This is a genomic window from Mycobacterium sp. IS-3022 (assembly GCF_001500065.1).
Classification (GTDB): domain Bacteria; phylum Actinomycetota; class Actinomycetes; order Mycobacteriales; family Mycobacteriaceae; genus Mycobacterium.
The window spans coordinates 56,447-78,844 of the sequence record NZ_LQIN01000012.1; the positions used below are offsets into that span (position 1 = coordinate 56,447).

The following is a 22,398-nucleotide window of genomic DNA, read 5'->3' on the forward strand; positions in this document are numbered from 1 at the left end:
AGCTGGCCAAATGCCACCCGCATCGGCGGCACCCCGATGAGACCGTCGACATGAAAAGAGTGTGCCACGCGTGATTTCGGTGCACGCGGTTGCAGCGAGCGCGACCGACTACACCGAAGTCACCGGTCAGCGCGGTGACCAGATCTCCGTCGGCGCGGAGCGGCCCCTTAGGGTTTCCGAGCCGCGCGCCGTCCAGCAGCGTCGCTCCGCCTCGTTGGCGCGCTCGAGCGCGGCACCTGAGCACAGCACCCGTACGTCGAATTCCTTGGCCCGATCGGCCAACCGCGCCGCCTCGTTGACCGCGTCTCCGACGACGGTGTACTCGTACCGGTTCTCCGCGCCGATGTTGCCGGCGAACACCGGGCCGGCCGAGACCCCGAGGCCGAAGTCGAGGCGCAGGCGTCGCAACTCGGTGATGAGCATCCGGGCGGTCGCCAGCGCCGCGGTCGCCGGATCGTCGGTGCGCAGCGGCGCGCCGAACACGGCGAGCGCCGCGTCGCCTTGGAACTTGTTGACCAGACCGTGTTTGTCGTCCACGGCGGCCACGACGATGCGAAAGAAGTCGTTGAGCAGTTCGGCGACCTCGTGGGGTTCGTGCGACGCGGCCAGGCGAGTCGACCCGACAAGATCGATGAACAGGACCGCGACATCGCGTTCGTCACCCGAGAGCGACTCGTTCTCCTCGACCGCGCGGCGCACCACCTCTTCTCCGACATGGCGGCCGAAAAGGTCACGGAGGCGGTCGCGTTCGCGCAGGCCGGCGACCATGCTGTTGAAACCCCTCTGCAGGAGCCCGATCTCCGACCACTCGTACACCTCGACTCGGGCGTCGATTTGCCCGCGTTCCACCTTCGCCATGCCGTCGATGACCTCGTGGACGGGGTCGGAGATCGACATCGACACCAGGATCATGGCCCGAAAGCCGAGAACCACGGCGACGAGCGCCAGCACGAGAAGGGCCAACTCGATAGGGGCGCCCCTGTCGATGATCCAACCGCGTGCACGCATGATGAGCAGCACCGCGATCGCCAGTCCCGGCAGCGCGGTACATGTGGTCCACATGAGCAACAGCCGGGCACGCACTCCTGGCGCGGTGAGCCGGGTGAAATCCGTTGTGACGCCGGCCAAGACCGGCCGCAGCGGGCGCAATGTGAACAGGAAGCCGGTGGACACCGTCGCGATCGTGCCGAAGAGTATGGCCGAGCCGACGACCGCCTGTGCCTCGGCTCCCGCGTCGAGGTCCCAGAAGATCAGCACCGCCCCCGTGAGCGCCCACGGTGTGACCGTGAGCGCCGCCTGGCGGCGAAGGATTTTGAGCGTTTCCTGGCGTTCGGCGTCGGTGGGCTCGCGGGACCCGAGCCATTGCAGCGAGGGCCGGATGATGAGCACGCCGCCGACGGTCACGATCGCGGTACCCACAACGATCAACGCCGCCGACACGAGGGCGGTTTCGGTGGTCAACCCCGTCCAGCCGGTCATCGACATGACGATCGCGATGACTTCCCCGACCGTCAGGACATAGGCGAACGCCAAGCCCGCTGCGTATCGAACGAGCAGGCCCCGTTGCCTCACATCGCTGAAAGTATCAGTCGCTGGCGGGTAGCGGCTTGGCTTCTTTGAGCGACAGGGGAGTGCTGCCGATACTCAACGTGCCCGCACCGGCCTTGGTCACGAGGACCTCCGCGCCGGTGTCGTCGACGTAGCGCTTGCCCATCGCGTTCCCGTCGGCGAAGTCCGGGTCGATCGTGAGGTCGGCTGACTTCTGAGCGTCGATCGGCACCATCGGTGCACCGCCGGCGCGCAGATCGTCCAGACTCTCGGCGCTGCGCACCACGATCACCTGGGTGTCACACACCTGGCTCTGCAGTCGTGTGCCGTTCTTGAACATGTTGAGCTCCTTGTTATTTGGTGGCTGTCAACTCGGCGATCAGTTCCCGACGGAGCACTTTGCCGGTCGCGTTGGTCGGCAACTCGTCGCGGAAGACCACTCGGTCGGGGGTCCGCGATCCGCGCAGCTGGCGTCGGACGTGCTCGCGCAACTCGTCGGCGTCCGGTGTGGCCGGGCCGTCCGGAGTGTCGGCCGGGACCACCACCGCGACGATGATCTGACCCCACTGCGGATCCTCCGGCCCCACGACAGCGCAATCGCGAACCGCGGGATGCTCGACGAGCACATCCTCGATCTCGGCCGGCGCGATGTTCTCGCCCCCGCGGATGATCGTGTCGTCGGAACGGCCGCCGATGAAGAGGTAGCCGGCGTCGTCGAGCATCGCGATGTCCTTGGTGGGGAACCACCCGTCGGCATCGAGCACCGATCCGATCTCGGCGTAGCGGCCGGACACCTGGTCGCCGCGGACGAACAGTTCACCGGTTTCGCCGCGGCCGAGTACCGCGCCGTCGGCGTTGCGGATCTGCACTTCGATGCCGGGCACGGGTTGGCCCACCGAACCCAGCCGTCGCAGCACCGCATCGTCGGATGAGGCCAGCGCCGCGCGGTGGTCGTCGGGGCCGAGCACCGCAATGGTCGAACTGGTTTCGGTGAGCCCGTATGCGTTGACGAAACCGACGTCGGGAAGCAGTTCGAGCGCCTTGCGCACCAGAGGCAACGCCACCTTGGATCCGCCATAGGCGAGATTCCGCAGCGTGGGCAAGTCGACCGATTCCGTCTCGAGAACCGTGACGATCCGGTCCAACATGGTCGGCACCACGGTGGCCGTCGTGACACCCTCTGTGCGCACCAGGCGCACCCACTCATGCGGGTCGAACTGGCGCAGGTACACCATCTTCCGGCCCGCGTAGAGGTTGGACAACGCGGCACCGACACCGGCGATGTGGTACGGCGGTACGCAGATCAGCGCGGCATCCTCGGGTGCCGCGGAGTCGAACTCCACGGTGCCGGTGATGTAGCTGGTCAGGTTGTTGTGGGTCAGCTCAACGGCTTTGGGCCGTGACGTGGTGCCCGAGGTGAACAGCACGACGCCGACGTCCTCGGGGTCGGCGAACTCGGCTACCGGTTCGGCGGTGCGGGCGCTCGCGACGAACTCCTCGGACCCGATCACTTCCTTGCCCGCTCCGGCGACGACGTCGCAGTACTCGGTGTCGGCCACGATCAGCGGGGCCGGCAGCCGGTCGATCAGCTCACGCAGTCCGTCGGCGCTGAGCCGGTAGTTCAGCGGGGTGACCGGCACGCCGGCCCTGGCCGAGGCGAACAACAGCAGCGGCAGCATGACGCCGCCAGTCCCCACGTAGGCGACGTGGGACGCGCCCGAAGCGGCGATGACGCCCGCCCCGCCGTCCGCGAGCGCGCTCAATTCTGCTGCGGTCAGCCGCATTTCGCCGGACACCACGGCGGTCCGGTCCGGATTGCTCGAGGAGGCCATCTCGAGCAGCAGTGAGATGCTCATGACTTGTCGACGAAGATATCAAGGATCGGGTCGTTGCCACCGCCGTAGCGAGACAGGTCCGTCACGCCGGATTGCCTCAGCAGTTCGGAGTCGATGAAGCATTTGCCGTTGACGTCGGACGCGGGGCGGGACAGGATCACCGCCGCCGCGTCGCCCATGATCTGCGGATCGCGGGACCTGTCGATCATCGCCTGGAAGTCGGGCGCGTTGGCGACCGCGGCGGTGGCGATGTAGGTCTGCGGCCAAAGGCAGCTGAATCCGATGCCCGCATCCGCGTACTCTTGCGCCCATCCCAGCGAAAGCAGGGTCATCCCGTACTTGGACAGCGTGTAGGACGGGTGCGCGCCCAGCCAGTGCGGGTTCATGTTCAGCGGCGGTGCCAGCGTGATCACGTGCGCGTCGGGGCTCTTGCGTAGGTAGGGCAGCGCGGCCTTGGTGAGCAGGAACGTACCGCGTACGTTGATGTCCATCATCAGGTCGAACTTCTTGACCGCCAACTGCTCGGTCGGTTCGGTGGCGATGGCGCTGGCGTTGTTGACCACGATGTCCACACCGCCGAAGTGTTCGACGGCCGCGTCGACCGCGCGCTGCACGTCTTCTTCCTTGCGCACGTCGCCCACCACCGCCACGCCCTTGCCTCCGGCGGCCTCGACCTCCGCGACGGCGGTGTGCACGGTGCCCGGCAGCTTGGGGTGCGGTTCGGCCGTCTTGGCCAGCAGCACGACGTTGGCGCCGCGGGCGGCCGCGGCGAGCGCGATCGCCAGACCTATGCCGCGGCTGCCGCCGGAGACGACCAGCGTGCGGTCAGTGAGGGCGGACATGGACCTCCTTAGCCAGGCGACCTGCGTCGTCCCACGATGCTAGCTGACAACCGCCGGGCAACGGTATTGACGTTCTCATTTTACGCAAGTGCCATAATCGCTGTGTACCGCGTCTTCGCGAGCTCTCGAGTCAGTACCGCACCGCTTCCTCGGTGCGCGTTTGCGGCGAGCGGTATTGGCATTCTCATTTTTTGCAAGTACGTTATCCAGTGATGAGCGAGCCAGTACAGACCCCGTCGGGGATTCCGCTCGAGCCGGTCTACGGGCCGTCGGAGCGGGCGACCGAACCGCCACCGCCGGGCACCTATCCGTTCACCCGCGGCAACTTCGCGACCGGGTACCGCGGTAAGACCTGGACGTTTCGTCAGTATTCGGGATTCGGGACGGCCGAGGAATCGAACCGCCGCTATCGTTACCTGCTCGACCAGGGCGGGACCGGATTGTCGGTGGCATTGGATCTGCCCACGCAGTGCGGCTACGACTCCGACGACCCCGAGTACGGCGAGGAGGTCGGTCGCGTCGGCGTCGCGGTCGACACGCTCGCCGACGCCGAGATCCTGTTCGACGGCATCCCGCTGGACAAGATCAGCACCAGCTTCACCATCAACGGCACCGCCGCGATCCTGCTGGCGTTCTATGTCGCCGCGGCAGAGAAGAAGGGGGTGCCGCGAGCGAAGCTGACCGGCACCATCCAGAACGACATCCTCAAGGAGTACGCCTCACGCGGCACCTGGATCTGGCCGCCGGAACCGTCGCTGCGGCTGATCGCCGACACGATCGAGTTCTGCGCGGCCGAGGTGCCCAGGTTCAACGCGATCTCCGTCGCCGGTGCGCACTTCCGCGATGCCGGCGCGAATGCCGTTCAGGAGATGGCGTTCACCCTGGCCGACGGCGTCACCTATTGCGACACCGTCGTCGAGCGCGGCCGCATGACCATCGATCAGTTCGCCCCGCAGATCTCCTTCTTCTTCTACACCCACGGCGACTTCTTCGAGGAGATCGCCAAGTATCGGGCTGGGCGTCGCCGCTGGGCGACGATCGTGCGGGAACGCTACGGCGCCAGCACCGACAAGGCGTCGATGTTCCGCTTCGGCTGTGTGGCGGGCGGCGCGTCGCTGTATGCGCCGCAGGCCCAGAACAACCTCGTCCGGGTCGCCTACGAGGCGATGGCCGCGGTGCTCGGCGGCGTGCAGTCGATGTTCACCGCGGCGTGGGATGAGCCGTTCGCGCTGCCGAGCGAGGTGTCTGCGACGCTGGCGCTGCGGACCCAGCAGATCCTCGCCTACGAGACCGGCGTGACCAAGGTTGCCGACCCGCTCGGCGGCTCGTACTTCGTCGAGGCGCTCACCGACGCGACCGAAGAGAAGATCATCGAGATCATGCACGACTTGGAGCGGCACGGCGGGATGGTCGCCGCCATCGAGGACGGCTATCTGCAGGGTCTGATCGCCGACGAGGCCTTCAAGATCCACCAGGAGATCGAGTCCGGTGAGCGACCGGTCGTGGGAGTCAACAAGTTCGTCTCCGATGAACCGCCGCCGGAGATCGCGACATACGAACTCGACGCCGAGGGCCGCGATATGCAGCTCAAGCGGCTGTCCAAAGTCAAGGCCGAGCGCGACGCCGCGGCGGTCAAGGAGTCGTTGGCGGCCCTGGCTCGCGCCGCCGAAGGTGACGACAACCTGATGCACAAACTCATCGACTGCGCCAACACGTACTGCACTGTGGGTGAGATGGTTTCGACGCTCAAAGCCGTCTGGGGCGAATTCCAGCAGCCGGTGGTGTTCTGATGGCCGACTCCGCTCCCGCTCAGACCCGTCCGGCCCGCGTGTTGGTCGCCAAACCCGGCCTCGACGGTCATGACCGGGGCGCCAAGATCGTCGCACGCACGCTGCGCGACGCCGGGTTCGAAGTGATCTACACGGGTATCCGGCAACGCATCGAGGACATCGTGTCGATCGCGTTGCAGGAAGATGTTGCGCTGGTGGGCCTTTCGATCCTGTCGGGCGCGCACGTTGCGCTCACCACGCGCACCGTGGAAGCCTTGCGCGCGGCCGACGCCGGCGATATCGCGGTCGTCGTGGGCGGCACGATTCCGCAGAGCGATGTCCAGAAGCTGCTGGACGCCGGAGCCGCGGCGGTGTTTCCGACCGGCACACCGCTCGACACGCTGGTCGATGAGGTGCGCAAATTGACGGTCAGCGCACAGTGACTTGCTGAACTCTCGGAGGAAGAACTGACATGCGGCTTGGCGTGATGATCGGGGCCGAGCGCGGCGACATGGCCCGCAAGGTCGACAAGCTGGTCTCCGATATCGAATGGGCCGAATCCGCGGGCATGGACACGGCATGGATGCCGCAGGTGCCCAACGACTTCGACTGCCTGACGATGGTTGCGCTGATGGCGGCGCACACGTCGAAGATCGAGCTGGGCACCGCGGTGGTCCCGCTGCAGGCGCAGCACCCGATCGCGCTCGCGCGCCAGGCACTGTCGGTGCACGCGATGGCCCGTGGACGGCTCGCGCTCGGGGTCGGGCCGTCGCACCACTGGATCGTTCGAGACATGCTTGGCATCCCCTACGAGAAGCCGGCCGCGTACACCCGCGACTACCTCGAGGTGCTCAACACGGCGCTCGCCGGGCCCGGCGATGTCGATGTCGAGAACGACACCTTTTCGGTGCACAATCCGACGGTGTTGGGCGCGCAGAGCCCGCTGCCGGTCCTGGTGGCCGCGCTGGGTCCGGTCATGCTGCAGATCGCCGGGGAGCGCGCCGACGGCACCGTGCTGTGGATGGCCGACGAGAAGGCGATCGGTGAGCACATCGCGCCCAAGATCAACAAGGCCGCCGCGGAAGCCGGTCGGCCCGCGCCGCGCATCGTCGCGGGAATTCCGGTGTGCCTGTGCGCGAACTCGGAGATCGAGACGGCGAAGGAACGGGCGAATCGCATCCTCGCCGAGGCCGAGACGTCGCCGAACTATCAGCGCCTCCTCGATCGCGGGGATGCGCGCGATGTCGGCGATCTGTGTGCGGCCGGGGACGAGGAGTCAATCCTGGCCCGCTTCAGGCAGTTTGCCGATGCGGGCGTCACTGATCTTTCCGTGCGCCTGCTGCCGATCGGCGAGAACCGCGACGAACTGATCGCGTCGAAATACCGCACGCGCGAGGTGATCGCCGAACTTGCCAAGGCGGTACGGTGACCGACTCGGGTCCGCTGGCGGGCATCCGGATCATCGAGGTCGGCGTCATGCTGGCCGGCCCGTACGCAACCATGCTGCTGGCCGACCTGGGGGCGGAGGTCATCAAGATCGAACCGCCCGGCGGCGAGATCTCGCGTCAGGTCGGCGACAGCTACTTCGCCAGCCTCAACCGCAACAAGAAGAGCGTCGTGCTCGATCTGCGCTCGGATGACGGTCGTCGGCACCTGGCCGAACTCGTCGCGGAATCCCATGCGCTGCTGGTGAACATGAAGCCGTCGGCGATCAAGAAGCTCGGCCTGACATACGAATCGCTCCGGCAGTTCAACGAACGCATCGTCTGTGTGGCAATGACCGGCTTCGGGCTCGACGGCGGCGACGACCCCGCGTTCGACTACGTGATCCAGGCCGCGACCGGTGTCGCCGCGATGACGGGCCATCCCGACGGGCCGCCCACCTTGCCGGGGTATTCGTCCGCGGACAACTCGACCGGGTTGGCCGCGGCGTTGGGGTTGCTGGCCCAGATCGTGTCCGGCCGCGGTGGTCAGGTCGACGTGTCTCTGCGCGACGTGATGCTCTCGCAGTTGAACTATCGTGCCTCGGCCTACCTCAACGATGGTGCTGCGCCACTGCGCTATCCGTATGGGGCGCACTCGTATTACGTTCCGGCGCAACTGTTCGCAACCGCGGACGGTTATTTGGCGCTGTTCATCACCCATGATGCCTTCTGGCGGGCGTTCTCGGCCGAAGCGGGCATCGAGGGCTTCGAGACGATGGCGGAAAGGGCCGCCGAACGCGACGAGGTGCTCACCGTGGTCGCGACCGCGCTGGCCGCCGACACGGCAGCATCCTGGGAGTCGCGGCTTCGGCCGCTCGGTATTCCCGTCGCCGCGGTGCGCACGCTGCCGGAGGCGTTGGAGCAGACACCGGAAGTGATCGTCACCGCCGGCGAATTCCGCTTGGTGCGCAGTCCCATCCAGATCGCCGGCTATCAACCGGAATACCGGCCCGCGCCACGCGTCGACGAGCACGGCGCGCCCGGTCCGGCTTTTCGTTGCTGACGCAATGTCGCGCTGAGAGCACCGTCGCGGCTATATATGCACGGCGACGCTCTCAGACTGACATTGTGATCGGGCCTGTGCGAAGCGAGCTAGTCGTCGTAGGTGACGCTGATCGTGTCGGTTTCCGGAACCGCCTGGCAGGTGAGGATGTATCCCTCCTCGACCTCATCGTCTTCGAGAGCATCGTTGACGCGCATCGTCGCTCGCCCCTCGACGAGCTTGCCCATACAGGTGCCGCAGTTGCCGGCTTCGCAAGAGAACGGCGGTGACAACCCGGCACGTCGGGCGCTCTCGAGAAGCGTCTCGTTGGCGACCCGCGGCACCGACACCTTTTTGCGGTCGAGCACGATCGTCACCTGTCCGCCGCCCTGCGCGGGATGGTCAGGCATCGGATCCGCCGTCATCAAACCTCTCCTGGCACGTCGATTCTGGCTGGATGAGAATATCATTCTCGTTAAATGATACGCTATTCTCAACCAGGTTGTGCACGCCGGAGACGCTAGTGAGGACAGGGTGTGAGTGAGGCGATCGCGCTCGCCTTCGAGCAGCGTGAGTACACGCTGTCCGAACTCGATGCGCTGACCGGCGGCATGGCCGACACTCTGCAACGCCGCGGTGTGCGCGCCGGGGACCGGGTCGCATTGATGTCGTCCAACCGTCCCGAGTTCGTCGTCGCGCTGCGCGCGGTCTGGCAACTGGGGGCATCCGCGGTCCTGTTGAGCCCCGCCTGGAAGCGCACCGAGACAGAGCACGCACTCGCGCTCACCCGGCCGGTGCATGCCGTGGGGAACCAGGGTGTGCTCGCCGAGCTCATGCCGATGCTTTCGCTGGACGAGCCGATCGAGCCGGCTCGACGGGAGTTCGACGCACCGGCACCGGACGCCGACGCCCTGTTCGTGTTCAGTTCCGGTACCACGGGTATGCCGAAGGCCGTGCGTCACACGCACGCTTCGTTCGCCGTCGCGGTGCGGCACTGGCGAGACGCGCTGCAGCTGTCCTCGTCGGACCGCATGCAAATCATGACGCCGCCGTCGCACATCCTGGGACTGCTCAACATCGTGATGGCGCTCGAGACGGGCACCTGGATCCGGTTGCATCGGCGGTTCGACATCGAGCTCATGCTGCGACATATCGAGCGCGACGGGATCACGATCGAGATGGCAGTGGCCCCAATTGCTTTGGCGCTCGCCGGCCATCCGGGTCTTGAGTCCTATGACCTGTCATCGCTGCGGTACATCATGTGGTGCGCGACCCCGGTCGCCGAAAGTGTCGCCGAGACGGTCACCCGCAGAACCGGCGTGATGTGGGCGACGGCATACGGTGCGAGCGAACTTCCGGTCATCTCGTGCAACGACATCGACGGCAGGCATCTGGACACCGTGGGCCGGCCCGTTCCCGGCGTGCTCGTGCGGGCCGTCTCACTGGACAGCGGGGCGGTCCTGGGTGCGGGCGAGGTCGGCGAGATCCAGGTGCGTTCGGAATCGGTGATGGCGGGTTACCTGCCGGAGTCGGCGACACCAGAAGCATTCGACGACGGGTGGTATCGCACGGGCGATGTCGGGTTACTCGACGGCGACGGCCGGCTGCGAATCACCGACCGGTCGAAGGAAATGATCAAGGTGCGTGGTTTTCAAGTCGCGCCCGCGGAGATCGAAGCGGTGTTGCACGGGCACCCGGCGGTCGACGACTGCGCGGTTTTCGGAGTGCCCGATGTGGTCAACGGTGAGGCGGTTGTCGCCGCGGTGAAGACGAACACCGCCGTGGAGCCGGGTGAGCTGGTGACTTTCGTGGGCGAGCGGTTGGCGTCGTACAAGCGACCGAGCCGGGTGGTCGTCGTGCCCGAGATCCCGCGGCTGCCATCGGGGAAGGTTCTGCGTCGAGTGTTGAAGGAGCGTCTGTGGACGTCCGTCTGACGAGTGAACAACAGCAGTTGCGGGAGGCCGCAGCCAGTCTGGCCGACGACCTGGGCCCTGGCTCGGTCGCCGACCTCGACGACGCGAGCCGTGTCGCCAGGCTCGAAAAGGCGGTTGACGCCACGGGTTTCCGTACGCTGCGTTCCGATGGTGCCTCGGGTGTGGAAGTGGCGATCGTGGCCGAGGAGTTCGCGCGCGGCCTGGTCGACGTGCCGTTCATCGGGCCGGTGCTCGCCGATGACCTACGGGCGCGCTGTGGGCGTGACGTCGCGCCCGGCGCTCAGTCCGAGTCCGTCGACCTGACCAACAGCCTTGCCCGGGTTGTGGAGTCGCCGGCTGAACTCGGTGACCTTTCGGCAGAGGATGCTCAGCGTTGGTATGCGTTGGCGCTGACGGCCACATGCGCCGACCTCGTCGGGTCGGCTCGTGGCGCGCACGCACTCGCGGTCGACTACGCCAAAGTGCGCGAGCAGTACGGCGCGACAATCGGGTCGTATCAGGCCGTCGGGCACCTGCTGGCCGAGAGCTTGGCGCTGATCGAGGGCGCGGTGAGCGTGTCGCGGCACGCCGCCTGGGCGGTGGACGAACTGCCGGCGTTCGAAGCGATCGAGGCGGCGCGGGTGGCCAAGATCTACTGTGCGCGATCCGCTCTGACCGTCTGTGAGACCTCGATCCAGGTGCACGGCGGCATCGGCAACACGTGGGAGTGCCTGGCGCACGTGTACCTGCGCCGGGTGCTCGCCGCCTCCGAGACGTGGCCCGTGAAGCTGGAGGAGCTGACCATTGGACTTTCGTGATTCGCCGGAGGAAGCCGCGTTCCGCGATCGGCTGCGCGGCTGGCTGACCGAACGGAAGGGCAAGTTCCCGACCTCGGGCGACGAGTACTGGGCCGCCCAGGGCGCCTGGCACCAGGCGCTCTACGAGGCCGGGTTCTTCGGCACGTCGTGGCCGAAACAATATGGTGGCCAGGAGCTGCCGCCCGTCTACGACGTGATCGTCGACGAGGAGATCGCCAAAGCCGGTGCGCCGGCGCGGCCCAGCCTGGGCTATCTCGTGGTCGGATTGTCGCACCACGGCAGCGAGGAACTGCGGCAACGGTTCCTGCCCGGGATGATCAACGGCACCGAGCGGTGGTGCCAGGGCTTCTCCGAACCCGGGGCGGGATCGGACCTCGCATCGCTCACCACGACCGCGGTGCGCGAAGGGGACGAGTACGTCATTCACGGCCACAAGATCTGGACCAGCTACTCCGACGTCGCCGACTGGTGTCTGTTGCTCGCCCGCACGGACAAAGATGTGCCCAAACACAGAGGCATCTCGGCGTTCATCGTGCCGATGCATCAACCCGGCATCGAGCAGCGCCCGCTGAAGATGATCAGCGGTGTCACCAAGGAATTCGGCCAGGTTCTGTTCGACGGCGCACGGGTGCCGGCCGAGAACATGGTCGGTGCGCCGGGCGAGGGCTGGAAGCTCGCGATGACCGTCGTCAGCCATGAGCGGGAGCCCTCGACCCTCGGTTTCTCGGCCCGGTACGGAAAGCTGGTGCGCCAGTTGGCTTCACGTGTTGAGGGTTCGGCTCCGGAGGAGTTGGCCTGGGCGTGGGTGCAGACCGAGATGCTGCGGCTGCACGTGCGCAGGAGGCTGTCCGAACAACTCGACGGCATCACGCACGGGCCGCAGGGGTCACTGGACAAACTGTTGATGACGTGGGTTGAGCAGTCCGTCGGACACGCCGCGCTCGCGACCGTCGGCACCAGCGACGGCGAACTGTTCGGCGCTTACATGTACAGCCGCGCGCAGAGTGTCATGGGCGGTACCTCGCAGATCCAGAAGAACATCATCGCGTCGCGAATTCTCGGATTAGGAGTCTAAGTTGTACGACCTGCCACCGGAGATCGACGTTCAGGCCGACGGCGCCTTGCGCATCATCACGCTGAACCGACCGGACTCGTTGAACTCCGTCAATGACGACCTGCACTGCGGTCTGGCGTGGGTGTGGTCGCGGTTGGCCGAGGATCGCGAGGCCCGCGCCGCGGTGATCACCGGTGCGGGACGGGCGTTTTCGGCCGGCGGCGACTTCGGCTACCTGGAGGAATTGCGGCAGGACGCAGATCTGCGCGCGAAGACGATTCTGCATGGCCGCGAAATCGTGCTGGGAATGGCGCGCTGCCGGATCCCGGTGGTGGCGGCCGTCAACGGTCCGGCCGTCGGGCTGGGCTGCAGCCTGGTCGCGCTGTCGGACATCGTCTACATCAAACCCGATGCCTACCTCGCCGATCCTCATGTGCAGGTCGGACTCGTCGCCGCCGACGGCGGGCCGCTGGTGTGGCCGCTGCAGATGAGCCTGTTGCACGCCAAGGAGTTCGCGCTCACCGGAACCCGGATCTCGGCGCAGCGCGCCGCCGAGCTGGGCCTGGCCAATCACGTCGTGGAAGACCCGCTCAGTGAAGCGATCGCCTGCGCGAAGAAGATCATAGAGTTGCCGCGCCAGGCCGTCGAAAGCACCAAACGGCTGTTGAACATCCACCTCGAGCGTTCTGTGCTGGCGGTGCTGGACTACGCCAACACGGCTGAGCACCAGTCCTTCGAGACCGACGACTTCCGCGAGATCGTCACGCGCCTGAACGCCAAGAAGAAGTAACCCGGCACCAAGCACCGCGAGTGACCGTGTCCGTACGCCGACACGCCGCTGTCTGCGTGCATTACGCGGTCGCTCGCGGGGATCAGAACGTCAGCGATTCGGAGCGTTGGATGGTGCCCGTGACGCCGGTGCCGTTCTGCTGGGCCAAGCGCACTGCGGCGTTCGCCATCGCCTCGGGTGGTTCGACCATCTCCGGTGGGATCTCCATGCCTGCGCCGCCGGCCTGCCAACCCTCGGTGAGCACGACTCGCGACGGGCTCAAGCAGTTCACGGCGATGTTGTCGTTCCGCAGATCAGACGCCAGGCCGAGATACATTCGCTCGACGGCCGCCTTCGACACCCAGTAGGCGTTGGCGCCGTGGTCGACCATCTCGACACCGGTCGTGGTGATCGCGATCAACGAGCCGCCGCCGCGGGCACGCACATGCGGAATCACGACCTTGGTCACGAGGAACACGCCGGTCAGGTTGACGTTGAGGCAGAGCTGCCAGCGCTTGAGCGGCGTCGACTCGATGGGATCCAGCCACAGCACGCCCGCGTTGGCGATCAGAACATCGATACCACCGAACTCCGAAACCGTTGCAGCGACGGCAGTTTCGACGGACTCCTCGCTGGTGACGTCGCACGGTACCGCCAATGCGCGGCCACCCGAGGACACGATCCGGTCGGCGACGGAATGAATGGTGCCCGGAATCTTGCCCTCGTGTTCGGAACGAGCGGCGACCGCCACCGCCGCCCCCTCACGAGCCAGTGCCGCCGCGACCGTTGCGCCGATACCGCGGCTGGCCCCGGCGACGAACGCGACGCGGCCGTCGAGCGAACCGGCCGAAGTCATTTCGGTGGAAACCGCAGCGCCCCGTCCAGGCGAATGATCTCACCGTTGAGGTAGTCGTTCTCGACGATGCTCTGCGCCAGTTGCGCGTATTCCGTCGACCGGCCCATCCGTTTGGGGAACGGCACCTGCGGGCCCCAGTATTGCTCGAGCTGGTCGGCCGCCTTGCCGTAGGCCGGGGTGTTGATGGTGCCCGGCGCGATGGTGACCACGCGGATGCCGAGCGGGGACAGATCGCGTGCGGCCACGAGCGTCATACCGAGCACGCCACCCTTGGCGGCCGAATAGGGGAGCTGGCCGATCTGGCCCTCCACGCCGGCGATCGAAGCGGTGTTGATGATGACGCCGCGGGCGCCCTCGTCGAGCGGCTCCGTCTTCGCGATCTCCGCGGCCGACAGCCTCATCACGTTGAACACCGCGGTCAGGTAGAACTCGATGGTCGTCTTGAAGCCGTCGAGGTCCAGCGGTGAACCGTCCTTGCCGATGAGCCGGCCCCCGCTCGCCGGGCCGCCGTGGGTATCCACCGAAATCCGCAGGGGCGCCAACGACGCGGCCTCGGCGATCGCCGCATTGACCGAATCCTCGGACGTCGCGTCGGTGCGGACGTAGCGCACACCGAGTTCGCTCTCGAGCTTCTTGCCCTTGTCGTCGGCCATGTCCGCGACGACGACCTTGGCCCCCGCACCGTGCAGGCGCCGGACCGTCGCCTCGCCGAGGCCACCGGCGCCGCCCACGACGATCGCCGAGCTACCTGCGATTTGCATATGGTTCCCCTTCTTGCAACTGGCACTCTCAGCCTGAGAGAATAGCATTCTCATACCGGTCGAGACGGAGACACCTATGCCTGAAGCCGTGATCGTTTCTGCGCTCCGCAGCCCCATCGGCACCGCGATGAAGGGGTCGCTGCGCGACACCGACGCCTACCAGTTGGCCGAACATGTCATCGGAGCGGCGGTCGGCGATTTGGACTCGCATCCGGTCGACGACGTGGTGCTCGGCGAGGGCCTCTACGGCGGCGGAGTTGTCGCACGGCATGCGGCGCTCACCGCGGGTCTGACCTCGGTGCCCGGTCTCGCCATGAACCGGCATTGCGCCGCGGGACAGGCAGCTGTGCAGGGCGCGGCGGCGAGCATTCGCGCCGGCATGGACCAGTTGATCCTCGCGGGCGGCGTGAACTCCGCGTCGACGTCGCCGCGGTTCAAGCGCCGCGCCGGCAGCGACAAGGATGCCGAACTGGTCGACTGGTTCCCGCCCACGCATCCCGACCGGCCCGACGCCCCGAACATGGACATGTCGATCACCGTCGGCTGGAACGCAGCCGTCAAGGCCGGGATCTCACGCGAGGAGATGGATGAGTGGGCGCTGGGGTCGCACCGCAAGGCGGTCCAGGCCATCGACGAAGGCCGCTTCAAGCACGAGATCGTGCCGATCGACACGCCGCACGGGCCGTTCGAGGTCGACGAGCATCCGCGCCGAGACACCACCATCGAGAAGTTGTCGGCCCTCAAACCGCTGCATCCCGAAATCGAGGGATTCTCGATCACCGCCGGAAATGCGTGCGGCGCCAACGACGGTGCCGCGATCCTCGGTATCGCCAGTGACCGCCTCGGGTTGCCCGCGCTGGCGACCATCCGGTCGTGGGCTTCGGTGGGCGTGGACCCCGCGTCGACCGGTCTGGCTCCCGTCGAGGCGATTCCGAAGGCGCTCAATCGGGCACGGCTCTCACTTGCCGACGTCGACCTGTTCGAAATCAACGAAGCGTTCGCCTCGATGTGCGTGGCGACGATTAAGCTTCTCGACATCGACCCGGGCCGCGTCAACGTGAGTGGGAGTGGGTGCTCACTGGGCCATCCGGTCGCGGCCACCGGCGCTCGGATGCTCGTCACGCTGGTGCACGAACTCCGAAGGCGCGGAGGCGGTATCGGCGTGGCCGCGATGTGTGCCGGTGGCGGGATGGGATCGGCCACGGTCATCGAGGTCGGCTGAGCCGCCCAGCGGCGATGTCGGGACCGCCATCCGTAGACTGCGGAATCGATGACCAGCTCAGACAATGTTGCGGAACTCCTCGACGCGGCGCGCAACGGTTCGGCGCGGGCGGCCGGCCGGCTGCTGAGCCTTGTCGAAAGTCCGCGGCGCAGCGAGGTTCTGGACGCGCTCGGGCCGGTTCTCACGCCCCGTGTCGTCGGTGTGACAGGGCCGCCGGGGGCGGGGAAGTCGACGACTGTCGGCGCCCTGGTCGGGGCATATCGTGAGCGCGGCGAGCGGGTCGCGGTGCTGGCGGTCGACCCGTCGTCGCCCTATAGCGGCGGAGCGCTGCTCGGTGACCGTATCCGGATGGCCGCCCATATCAACGATCCCGACGTGCTGATCCGCTCCGTGGCGGCGCGTGGACATCTCGGTGGGCTCGCCGCGGCGGTTCCCGCGGCGATCCGCGTGCTCGTCGCGCTGTCCTACGGGCTGGTGGTGCTGGAGACCGTCGGGGTCGGGCAGTCCGAGATCGAGATCGCGGCGGTCGCCGACCCGACCGTCGTCATCCTCAATCCCGGCGCCGGCGACGCCGTGCAGGCCGCCAAAGCGGGTCTGCTCGAGGTCGCCGACATCGTCGTGATCAACAAGGCCGACCGCGACGGCGCCGACCAGACAGTGCGCGACCTGCGCGCGGAGACCGCGGCACCGATCCTGAAACTCATTGCCGCGCAAGGCGAAGGGGTCGGCGAGCTGGTGGAAGCCATCGAAGCCCATGTCCGCAGCGACAGCCCGGAACGCCGCGCCGCGCGGGCCCGGTCGCAGATCCTGTCCCTGGCGCAGACCCTGCTGCGCACCCATCCCGAGCTGGACCGGCTGGCGGCCGGGGTCGCCGCCGGCAGCGACGACGCCTACAGCGCAGCCGAGCGGTTGTTCTCCGCGCGGGCGGAGCGCTGAGCACTCGACATGGTCGAGTCCGTCCGCGTCTAGTCGGCAAGCCCGAGCAATCGACGCGTCATTTCCTTCAGATGCCTACGCAGTGTTTCGCCGTCGACATCGGCGACCAGGGGATGCATCACCGCAACACTGATCGCGCTCGACAGAATCGCCGCGTGTAACCGCGCCTCCACCCCGGCCTCGGTCCCGAGCAGGGCCGCGTAGAGACGTTCGATGAACCGCTGGAACGGTTCATACTCGGCCTGCAGCCGGATGATCACGGGATCGAACTGCAATACGCTGACCACACCGCGCCGGGTGATGGCCTGGTCGATCATCCGATCGAGCAATACCTCGCGCGCTCGCGGACCGTGCCCCTCGGCTTCGGCGGCTTCGAGTGCATCCTCGAGCCGGCTCATCTCCCGCTCGGTGATGGCGATGACCATCTCATCCTTCGTCTTGAACTGGCGGTACACCGCGGCCTTGGTCACACCCAATTCGTCGGCGATCATCTGCAGCGAGGTTCCGCTGACGCCGTGCTCGGCGATCAGTTTCAACGCCGCGTCCAGGACACGGGTCTGAGCCGCGGTTCTCGTGATTGCGCCGAACGTGTGGCGTTCTCGAGTGGTCACAGCGACGAGCGTAGACGAGCATTGACCGTCAAGTTGCCGATCGGCTACCGTGCAAGTTGCCGATCGGCTACCAACGTTATGCGAAGAGGGTTCGACGATGAGAACTGATGGCGAGTTGATCATGTTGTGGGCGTTGCCCGTGATCGGGATCATTTGGGTGTCAGCGTTTTTCCTGTTTCCCGGCTTCGTTCACCCCATGTCGCCGACCATGTCCGCGGAGGAGGTTGCGGGCTTCTACCGCGACGAAACCGCACGGATCCGGTACAGCATGATCTTGTTCAACTGGTTCGGCGTCGGGTTGATCCCCACCGTCATCCTGTTGGCGATGCAGGTACGCCGAATGGCGCACCGCACGCCGATCCTGTCCTACTGCCTGATCGCCTGCGCGGGCGGACCGCCGACGCTTTTCCTCATCGCCAACATGTTCTGGCTGCTCGGCTCGTTCCGCCCCGAACGCGCCCCGGAACTCACCCTGTTGCTCAACGACCTCGCCTGGGTCACCTTCACGGTGCTGGTTCCTTACCTCATCGCTCAGTGCCTGGTGCTGGCGCTGGCGATCTACTGGGATCGCCAGGACCAACCGGTGTTTCGACCGTGGGTCGCGCACTTCAATCTGCTCATCGCGGTCGCTCTGGCGCCGGCAGCGTTCGGCGCGGTGACGCTCACCGGACCGATCGCGTGGGACGGTTTCTTGTCGTTCTGGGTCAAGAACGTCGCGATCGCGGTATGGATCGTCGTCATGGGAGTTGTTCTCACCCAGACCATCCGGCGCCAGCGGGCCGAAACTGCGGTCACCGCATGAGTACTTCGGCAGGGCAAGCGGCGACTGTGCCGGAGCCGACCAACGGTTCACGGCTGGGCCGTTTCGTCTGGAACTTTCGAAACCATCCCAAGCGCGAGTTGTGGTTCGCGTGGTGGGTGATGGTCGTCTTCTACCAACTATACGGTGTGTTGTTCTTCCTCGTCACCCGTGTGCAGCCGCCGCCGAGCCCGGACTGGGAGACGGCGTTGGTCGTACAGTGGTTCGACGACCGCCACCACGGCATCCTCACCGGATTCGGCATCGTCTTCCTCATCTCGGGCATGTGCGCGCCGATGAACGCCCTTCTCGCGTACTCGATGCGAAGGATGTCGGTGAGTCGCGTCTTCGGATATTCGTACCTGGTCATGTATTCGTTGAGCGCGCTCCCCGGCATGCTGGTGATGGCCATCGCGATGACCGTCGCGGCTCTGCGGCCGGACCGCGATCCCGAACTGATCTACTGGCTCTACGATTTCGCGTTCTTGTCGTTCAGCGGAACCATGGGCGTTTTCCTGGTCGGTTCGGTGGTGTGGCTGGTGGCGATCTTGCTCGACAAGAACGGCGTGTTCCCGAAGTGGTTCGCGTATCTGGGGCTGTGTAACGCGCTGACCGAAGTCGTCGTCGCACCGGCGTGGATCTTTCAACGCGGGGCGTTCGCATGGAACGGTGCGATCGCGTGGTGGATCAACATGGTCGTGTTCGTCACTTACACGGCCGCATTCATCATGCTGCTGCGGAAGATGATCGAACGAGAGGATTTCGGCACTGGCCAGCTGCCTGATCTTCCGGGCGAAGGTGAAGCCGATCGCTCGGCTTCAATGGAGGCGGTTCGATGACCAATCTCACTGGCACCAAGCGACAACAGCTCGTGGACACGCCGAAACGGTCAGTGCCAGGGCAGCCGGACATGTGGCTGTTCGTGCTGTTCGAAGCGCTTCTGTTCACCGGATACTTCTCCGTCTATCTGGCCCTGCGCACTCAAAACGAAGACCTTTTCCTGCATTCGCAAGCCGATCTGGATCTTCGAATCGGGGTCTTCAACACCATTGTGTTGCTGTCGAGTTCGTGGGCGATCGCCCGATGCGTGCGCGCGTCACGGGAGGGTGCGTACCGGTCGGCGATGACGTTCGCGTTGGTGACCGTCGGCTTCGGCGCGGTGTTCGTGATCTCCAAGGTGCTGGAGTGGGTCCAGGAGATCCGCATGGGTAACACATTCACCAGCGACGAGTTCTTCCAGCACTACTACTTCCTGACATCACTGCACTGCATCCATGTGTTGATCGGCTTCATCGTGTTGGGTGTGGTCATCTATCAGTTGCGCAGTCCCGCCCGGCGATCCCAGCAGCTCGTTGAAACTGGTGCCACCTATTGGCACACAGTGGATTTCCTGTGGGTGATGATCTTCGCAATGCTTTACGTCGTGAGGTGACCGAGTGAGCAACATATTTAGCAGGAGGCTGCTGATCGCCTGGTCGATCCTCACGTTGTTGACGCTGGTGTACGTCTGGATGGATGAGGCGGTCGATCAGAACGGCACGCTGAAGGCCAGCACGGTCGTCACTGTCAGTGCGATCGCAATCGCACTCATCAAGGTGCGCATCATCTTTCGTGAGTTCATGGAGGTGCGCCACGCCCCCGTATGGCTGTGCCGCCTCACCGACAGCTGGGTTGTGCTCGTCGCAGCGTGCCTACTGGGCAGCTATTTCGTCGGCTCGGCGGTAGCCGGCTAGGGCTTTGCGGTCCCCTGACTTCGTCGTCGGCCCTGCTCGTGCTAGGACCGGGCGCAGACGGCCAGTCCCGCGCGGTAGCCGAACACCATTGCCGGGCCGAGAGTTCCACCGGCGCCGCCATACGCCTTGCCGGTGGCGCCCGCCATCGCGTTGCCGGCGGCGAACAGCCCTGGGATCGCCGAGCCGTTGACATGCAGCACCCGGCCGTCTGAGTCGGTGCGGGGTCCGCCCTTGGTCCCCATCGCACCGATCGACACCGGAACGGCATAGTACGGCGGCGTGTCGATGGGGCCGAGAGTCCGAGCGGCCGCAGTCGGCGCCTTGTCGTCGCCCCAGTAGCCGTCGTAGGCGCTCGAACCGCGGCCGAAGTCGGGATCGGTCTCCCGCCCGACGCCGTCGTTCCAGGAAGCCAGCGTGCGGGCCAGGCCGTCCGGGTCGATGCCGGTCTTCTCGCCCAGTTCGGCCAGATCCTTAGACGGCGAAAACCAGTCCGGCGCCGGGCCATCGGGTTCGATGCCGAGGAAGCCGTACTTCTTCAGATGCAGCGAGTCGAACACGATCCACGCCGGATCGTTGGCGTAGCCGTGCCGCGGGTCGAGATAGTGGAACGGCCCCGCCATCGAGTTGTACTCACCGGCCTCGTTGAGGAACCGCTTGCCTGCCCGGTTGACGATGATGCTGCGCGGACGTGTGCGTTCCAGTCGCACGCTGCGGCTGCGCGGCTGACCCTGAAACGTGTCGCCCGGCAGTTGAACGATCGGTACCCACCAGGCTTCGCCCATGTTGGCCAGGTCGGCGCCGTGCGCCATCGCCATCCGCAGGCCGTCGCCGGTGTTGTTGGGCGGCGAGACCGGCCCGCGCATCGGCCCCCGCAGATATGCCTCGACCAGCTTGCGGTCCCACTCGAACCCGCCGGTACCGAGGACGACGCCGCGACGGGCGCGAACGTTGAAGTCGTTGCCGTCCTGTGAGATTCGCACCCCTGTGATGCCCAGCGGGTCGGCGAGCAACTCGACGGCTCGCGCGCTGGTTCGAGGCGCGACGCCGAGGTCCAACAGGCCCTTCAGCAACCCGGCGATCAGGGCGGTGCCCGCGACGCAGTAGTCACCGGATTCGTCGTCCACCGAGGCGTGGATGCGGGCGCGGGTCTCCGCGTCGATGCCGACATTGCTGAAGTCCGCCGGGAACGATGTGATGCGGTCGCGCCACTCGCCGAGCCTGCCCAGGTCGAACGGCTTGGCGTTGAGCGAGCGCCCGCCCGTCGGCCGCCCGCCGGGCAGCTCGGGCTTGTAGTCCGGGAACCCCTCGGCGACCTCGAATCGCAAATCGCTTTGCGCCTCAACGAAGTCGAGCATCTCGGGTCCCGTGCGCACGAAAGTCTCGACGAGGTCGTCATCCATGTAGCCCAGTGACTGCGCACGCAGATAGGCCATCGCGGCCTCGACGGTCAGTTCGCCATTGGCGGCTCGGTCGTGCGCGGGAATCCAGATGATGCCGCCCGACACGGCCGTCGTGCCGCCCACGGTCGCGGCCTTTTCGTAGATCTCCACCGAAGCGCCGTTGGCCGCCGCGGTGAGCGCCGAGGTCAGGCCGGCTCCGCCGCTGCCGAGGACGACCACGTCGACGTCGTGGTCCCAATCGGTCATGTGCTGCTCCTTCCGGCTCACTGACCCTCTAGCTGAGGATCGCAGCTAATTCGTTGGCCGCCTTGATGACCGCGTCCCTGCCTTCCATCACGACGTCCTCACGGTGCGAGATGAGGTTGATGCAAGTCGGCGGCGCCGGTGGCTGCCTGCGCACGGGCACTGCGAGGCCATAGGTGTTCGGCTCGACCTCACCGTGGGTGATCACCCAACCCCGCTCGCGGGTCAGCGGAACCAAATCGCGCTCTCCTGGGCGCGGCGGCATGCTGGCCAGCAGCGCTATTCCGGCGGCACCTCGGTCCAGCGGGTAGCGGCTGCCTTCATGAAACGACAGTTGGTAAAAGACGTTCGTCGGCACGATGACCGCGATCGCGACCTGCTGATCACCTTCGGCGACGAGAAGCGACACCGTGCTTGCGAGTTCGTCGGCCAGCGCCCGTAGGGTGGCCAAGCTCAGCTGCCGGACGTTGTTGTCGAACGACGCCCCGAGCACCGCCAGCGCAGCGGCCGAGCGGTAGCGGCCGTCCTCACCCTTGGCCACCAACCGGAACTGAGACAGCGTCGTCAACAGCCGGTAGGCGATGGTCCGGTGCACGCCGATGTCGTCGGCGACCTGCGCAGCGGTGAGCCCGGTGCGCGAGCCGGCGACCAGCTGCAGTGCGGCCAGGCCCCTGGCCAATGTCTGAGACCCGGGCGCGCCGTTGGGCGCAGCGCGGATCGGCTCCGTCCCCTGCCGGGCCCGACCCTGAGACGGCATGACACCCCCTTCCTCCACCTCCCTTGACATTGGCCAGTCGCGAGAGTGATGCTCTGACTATAGTGC

At 66.3% G+C, this 22,398-nt stretch carries 24 protein-coding genes; 14 read left to right on the top strand and 10 right to left on the bottom strand.

Annotated features, from left to right (window positions below):
* Positions 1-126: 126 nt before the first annotated feature.
* Genes AU188_RS09615 through AU188_RS09630 form a run of 4 tightly spaced genes read right to left on the bottom strand, consistent with a single transcriptional unit; the run spans position 127 to position 4,225 of the window.
* A complete protein-coding gene (locus AU188_RS09615) occupies positions 127-1,572 on the bottom strand; it encodes an adenylate/guanylate cyclase domain-containing protein (protein WP_059163505.1) in 1,446 nt (481 codons plus the stop codon).
* A gap of 13 nt (positions 1,573-1,585) precedes the next feature.
* Entirely contained in the window at positions 1,586-1,888 is a 303-nt protein-coding gene (locus AU188_RS09620) for a hypothetical protein (protein WP_059163506.1), read from the bottom strand.
* 13 nt (positions 1,889-1,901) lie between these two features.
* Complete coding sequence (locus tag AU188_RS09625; RefSeq protein WP_059163507.1) at positions 1,902-3,404, bottom strand: class I adenylate-forming enzyme family protein; 1,503 nt, start codon at positions 3,402-3,404, stop codon at positions 1,902-1,904.
* Positions 3,401-4,225, bottom strand: a complete 825-nt coding sequence (locus AU188_RS09630; RefSeq protein ID WP_059163508.1) for an SDR family oxidoreductase — start codon at positions 4,223-4,225, stop codon at positions 3,401-3,403. The genes AU188_RS09625 and AU188_RS09630 overlap by 4 nt, the downstream gene beginning before the upstream one ends.
* A gap of 212 nt (positions 4,226-4,437) precedes the next feature.
* On the opposite strand from AU188_RS09630, the gene AU188_RS09635 reads away from it, so the two are divergent.
* Genes AU188_RS09635 through AU188_RS09650 form a run of 4 tightly spaced genes read left to right on the top strand, consistent with a single transcriptional unit; the run spans position 4,438 to position 8,481 of the window.
* Entirely contained in the window at positions 4,438-6,015 is a 1,578-nt protein-coding gene (locus AU188_RS09635) for a methylmalonyl-CoA mutase family protein (protein ID WP_059163509.1), read from the top strand.
* Positions 6,015-6,437 (top strand): cobalamin B12-binding domain-containing protein, encoded by a 423-nt coding sequence (locus tag AU188_RS09640; protein WP_059163510.1) that lies wholly within the window; start codon positions 6,015-6,017, stop codon positions 6,435-6,437. The genes AU188_RS09635 and AU188_RS09640 overlap by 1 nt, the downstream gene beginning before the upstream one ends.
* A gap of 29 nt (positions 6,438-6,466) precedes the next feature.
* A complete protein-coding gene (locus tag AU188_RS09645; RefSeq protein ID WP_059163511.1) occupies positions 6,467-7,423 on the top strand; it encodes an LLM class F420-dependent oxidoreductase in 957 nt (318 codons plus the stop codon).
* Positions 7,420-8,481: a CaiB/BaiF CoA transferase family protein gene (locus AU188_RS09650; RefSeq protein WP_059163512.1), complete on the top strand. Its 1,062-nt coding sequence runs from the start codon at positions 7,420-7,422 to the stop codon at positions 8,479-8,481. The genes AU188_RS09645 and AU188_RS09650 overlap by 4 nt, the downstream gene beginning before the upstream one ends.
* A gap of 89 nt (positions 8,482-8,570) precedes the next feature.
* Here AU188_RS09650 and AU188_RS09655 read toward each other — a convergent pair whose 3' ends face one another.
* Positions 8,571-8,885 carry a 2Fe-2S iron-sulfur cluster-binding protein gene (locus AU188_RS09655; protein WP_059163513.1) on the bottom strand — a complete coding sequence of 105 codons (315 nt, stop codon included), beginning with the start codon at positions 8,883-8,885 and terminating at the stop codon, positions 8,571-8,573.
* Positions 8,886-8,996: 111 nt separating this feature from the next.
* On the opposite strand from AU188_RS09655, the gene AU188_RS09660 reads away from it, so the two are divergent.
* Genes AU188_RS09660 through AU188_RS09675 form a run of 4 tightly spaced genes read left to right on the top strand, consistent with a single transcriptional unit; the run spans position 8,997 to position 13,035 of the window.
* Positions 8,997-10,394, top strand: a complete 1,398-nt coding sequence (locus AU188_RS09660) for a class I adenylate-forming enzyme family protein (protein ID WP_059163514.1) — start codon at positions 8,997-8,999, stop codon at positions 10,392-10,394.
* Positions 10,379-11,191: an acyl-CoA dehydrogenase family protein gene (locus AU188_RS09665; RefSeq protein ID WP_059163515.1), complete on the top strand. Its 813-nt coding sequence runs from the start codon at positions 10,379-10,381 to the stop codon at positions 11,189-11,191. Before AU188_RS09660 ends, AU188_RS09665 begins: the two co-directional genes overlap by 16 nt.
* A complete protein-coding gene (locus AU188_RS09670; protein WP_059163516.1) occupies positions 11,178-12,266 on the top strand; it encodes an acyl-CoA dehydrogenase family protein in 1,089 nt (362 codons plus the stop codon). Before AU188_RS09665 ends, AU188_RS09670 begins: the two co-directional genes overlap by 14 nt.
* Position 12,267: 1 nt before the next feature.
* Positions 12,268-13,035: an enoyl-CoA hydratase/isomerase family protein gene (locus tag AU188_RS09675; protein WP_059163517.1), complete on the top strand. Its 768-nt coding sequence runs from the start codon at positions 12,268-12,270 to the stop codon at positions 13,033-13,035.
* An 82-nt stretch (positions 13,036-13,117) separates the two neighbouring features.
* Here AU188_RS09675 and AU188_RS09680 read toward each other — a convergent pair whose 3' ends face one another.
* Together AU188_RS09680 and AU188_RS09685 are read right to left on the bottom strand one after the other, a co-directional pair.
* Complete coding sequence (locus AU188_RS09680) at positions 13,118-13,870, bottom strand: SDR family NAD(P)-dependent oxidoreductase (protein WP_059163518.1); 753 nt, start codon at positions 13,868-13,870, stop codon at positions 13,118-13,120.
* Positions 13,867-14,631: an SDR family NAD(P)-dependent oxidoreductase gene (locus AU188_RS09685; protein ID WP_059163519.1), complete on the bottom strand. Its 765-nt coding sequence runs from the start codon at positions 14,629-14,631 to the stop codon at positions 13,867-13,869. The genes AU188_RS09680 and AU188_RS09685 overlap by 4 nt, the downstream gene beginning before the upstream one ends.
* Positions 14,632-14,707: 76 nt before the next feature.
* Here AU188_RS09685 and AU188_RS09690 point away from each other — a divergent pair, with 76 nt between their 5' ends.
* On the top strand, positions 14,708-15,853 hold the full coding sequence (locus AU188_RS09690; RefSeq protein WP_059163520.1) for a thiolase family protein: 1,146 nt from the start codon (positions 14,708-14,710) through the stop codon (positions 15,851-15,853).
* 48 nt (positions 15,854-15,901) lie between these two features.
* Complete coding sequence (locus AU188_RS09695) at positions 15,902-16,789, top strand: ArgK/MeaB family GTPase (RefSeq protein ID WP_059163521.1); 888 nt, start codon at positions 15,902-15,904, stop codon at positions 16,787-16,789.
* Between the two features lie 29 nt (positions 16,790-16,818).
* Here the strand turns inward: AU188_RS09695 and AU188_RS09700 are convergent, their stop codons facing one another.
* Positions 16,819-17,400 carry a TetR/AcrR family transcriptional regulator gene (locus AU188_RS09700; RefSeq protein WP_059163522.1) on the bottom strand — a complete coding sequence of 194 codons (582 nt, stop codon included), beginning with the start codon at positions 17,398-17,400 and terminating at the stop codon, positions 16,819-16,821.
* A 97-nt stretch (positions 17,401-17,497) separates the two neighbouring features.
* Between AU188_RS09700 and AU188_RS09705 the strand changes: the two genes are divergently transcribed.
* Genes AU188_RS09705 through AU188_RS09720 form a run of 4 tightly spaced genes read left to right on the top strand, consistent with a single transcriptional unit; the run spans position 17,498 to position 19,932 of the window.
* Positions 17,498-18,202: a hypothetical protein gene (locus AU188_RS09705; RefSeq protein ID WP_059163523.1), complete on the top strand. Its 705-nt coding sequence runs from the start codon at positions 17,498-17,500 to the stop codon at positions 18,200-18,202.
* Positions 18,199-19,038: a hypothetical protein gene (locus AU188_RS09710; RefSeq protein ID WP_059163524.1), complete on the top strand. Its 840-nt coding sequence runs from the start codon at positions 18,199-18,201 to the stop codon at positions 19,036-19,038. Before AU188_RS09705 ends, AU188_RS09710 begins: the two co-directional genes overlap by 4 nt.
* Complete coding sequence (locus AU188_RS09715) at positions 19,035-19,631, top strand: cytochrome c oxidase subunit 3 (protein WP_059163525.1); 597 nt, start codon at positions 19,035-19,037, stop codon at positions 19,629-19,631. The genes AU188_RS09710 and AU188_RS09715 overlap by 4 nt, the downstream gene beginning before the upstream one ends.
* A gap of 4 nt (positions 19,632-19,635) precedes the next feature.
* Positions 19,636-19,932, top strand: a complete 297-nt coding sequence (locus AU188_RS09720) for a cytochrome C oxidase subunit IV family protein (RefSeq protein ID WP_059163526.1) — start codon at positions 19,636-19,638, stop codon at positions 19,930-19,932.
* A gap of 41 nt (positions 19,933-19,973) precedes the next feature.
* Here AU188_RS09720 and AU188_RS09725 read toward each other — a convergent pair whose 3' ends face one another.
* A complete protein-coding gene (locus AU188_RS09725) occupies positions 19,974-21,578 on the bottom strand; it encodes an FAD-dependent oxidoreductase (RefSeq protein ID WP_059163806.1) in 1,605 nt (534 codons plus the stop codon).
* 28 nt (positions 21,579-21,606) lie between these two features.
* Positions 21,607-22,332, bottom strand: coding sequence for an IclR family transcriptional regulator (locus AU188_RS09730; RefSeq protein ID WP_059163527.1), 726 nt, complete (start codon positions 22,330-22,332; stop codon positions 21,607-21,609).
* Positions 22,333-22,398 lie beyond the last annotated feature (66 nt).

What these genes read in the sequence shown, in the direction of transcription:
- AU188_RS09620 (WP_059163506.1), bottom strand. Translation starts at nt 1,888, where the DNA reads ATGTTCAAGAACGGCACACGACTGCAGAGCCAGGTGTGTGACACCCAG.
- AU188_RS09625 (WP_059163507.1), bottom strand. Translation starts at nt 3,404, where the DNA reads ATGAGCATCTCACTGCTGCTCGAGATGGCCTCCTCGAGCAATCCGGAC.
- AU188_RS09630 (WP_059163508.1), bottom strand. Translation starts at nt 4,225, where the DNA reads ATGTCCGCCCTCACTGACCGCACGCTGGTCGTCTCCGGCGGCAGCCGC.
- AU188_RS09635 (WP_059163509.1), top strand. Translation starts at nt 4,438, where the DNA reads ATGAGCGAGCCAGTACAGACCCCGTCGGGGATTCCGCTCGAGCCGGTC.
- AU188_RS09640 (WP_059163510.1), top strand. Translation starts at nt 6,015, where the DNA reads ATGGCCGACTCCGCTCCCGCTCAGACCCGTCCGGCCCGCGTGTTGGTC.
- AU188_RS09645 (WP_059163511.1), top strand. Translation starts at nt 6,467, where the DNA reads ATGCGGCTTGGCGTGATGATCGGGGCCGAGCGCGGCGACATGGCCCGC.
- AU188_RS09655 (WP_059163513.1), bottom strand. Translation starts at nt 8,885, where the DNA reads ATGACGGCGGATCCGATGCCTGACCATCCCGCGCAGGGCGGCGGACAG.
- AU188_RS09680 (WP_059163518.1), bottom strand. Translation starts at nt 13,870, where the DNA reads ATGACTTCGGCCGGTTCGCTCGACGGCCGCGTCGCGTTCGTCGCCGGG.
- AU188_RS09685 (WP_059163519.1), bottom strand. Translation starts at nt 14,631, where the DNA reads ATGCAAATCGCAGGTAGCTCGGCGATCGTCGTGGGCGGCGCCGGTGGC.
- AU188_RS09690 (WP_059163520.1), top strand. Translation starts at nt 14,708, where the DNA reads ATGCCTGAAGCCGTGATCGTTTCTGCGCTCCGCAGCCCCATCGGCACC.
- AU188_RS09695 (WP_059163521.1), top strand. Translation starts at nt 15,902, where the DNA reads ATGACCAGCTCAGACAATGTTGCGGAACTCCTCGACGCGGCGCGCAAC.
- AU188_RS09705 (WP_059163523.1), top strand. Translation starts at nt 17,498, where the DNA reads ATGAGAACTGATGGCGAGTTGATCATGTTGTGGGCGTTGCCCGTGATC.
- AU188_RS09710 (WP_059163524.1), top strand. Translation starts at nt 18,199, where the DNA reads ATGAGTACTTCGGCAGGGCAAGCGGCGACTGTGCCGGAGCCGACCAAC.
- AU188_RS09715 (WP_059163525.1), top strand. Translation starts at nt 19,035, where the DNA reads ATGACCAATCTCACTGGCACCAAGCGACAACAGCTCGTGGACACGCCG.
- AU188_RS09725 (WP_059163806.1), bottom strand. Translation starts at nt 21,578, where the DNA reads ATGACCGATTGGGACCACGACGTCGACGTGGTCGTCCTCGGCAGCGGC.
- AU188_RS09730 (WP_059163527.1), bottom strand. Translation starts at nt 22,332, where the DNA reads ATGCCGTCTCAGGGTCGGGCCCGGCAGGGGACGGAGCCGATCCGCGCT.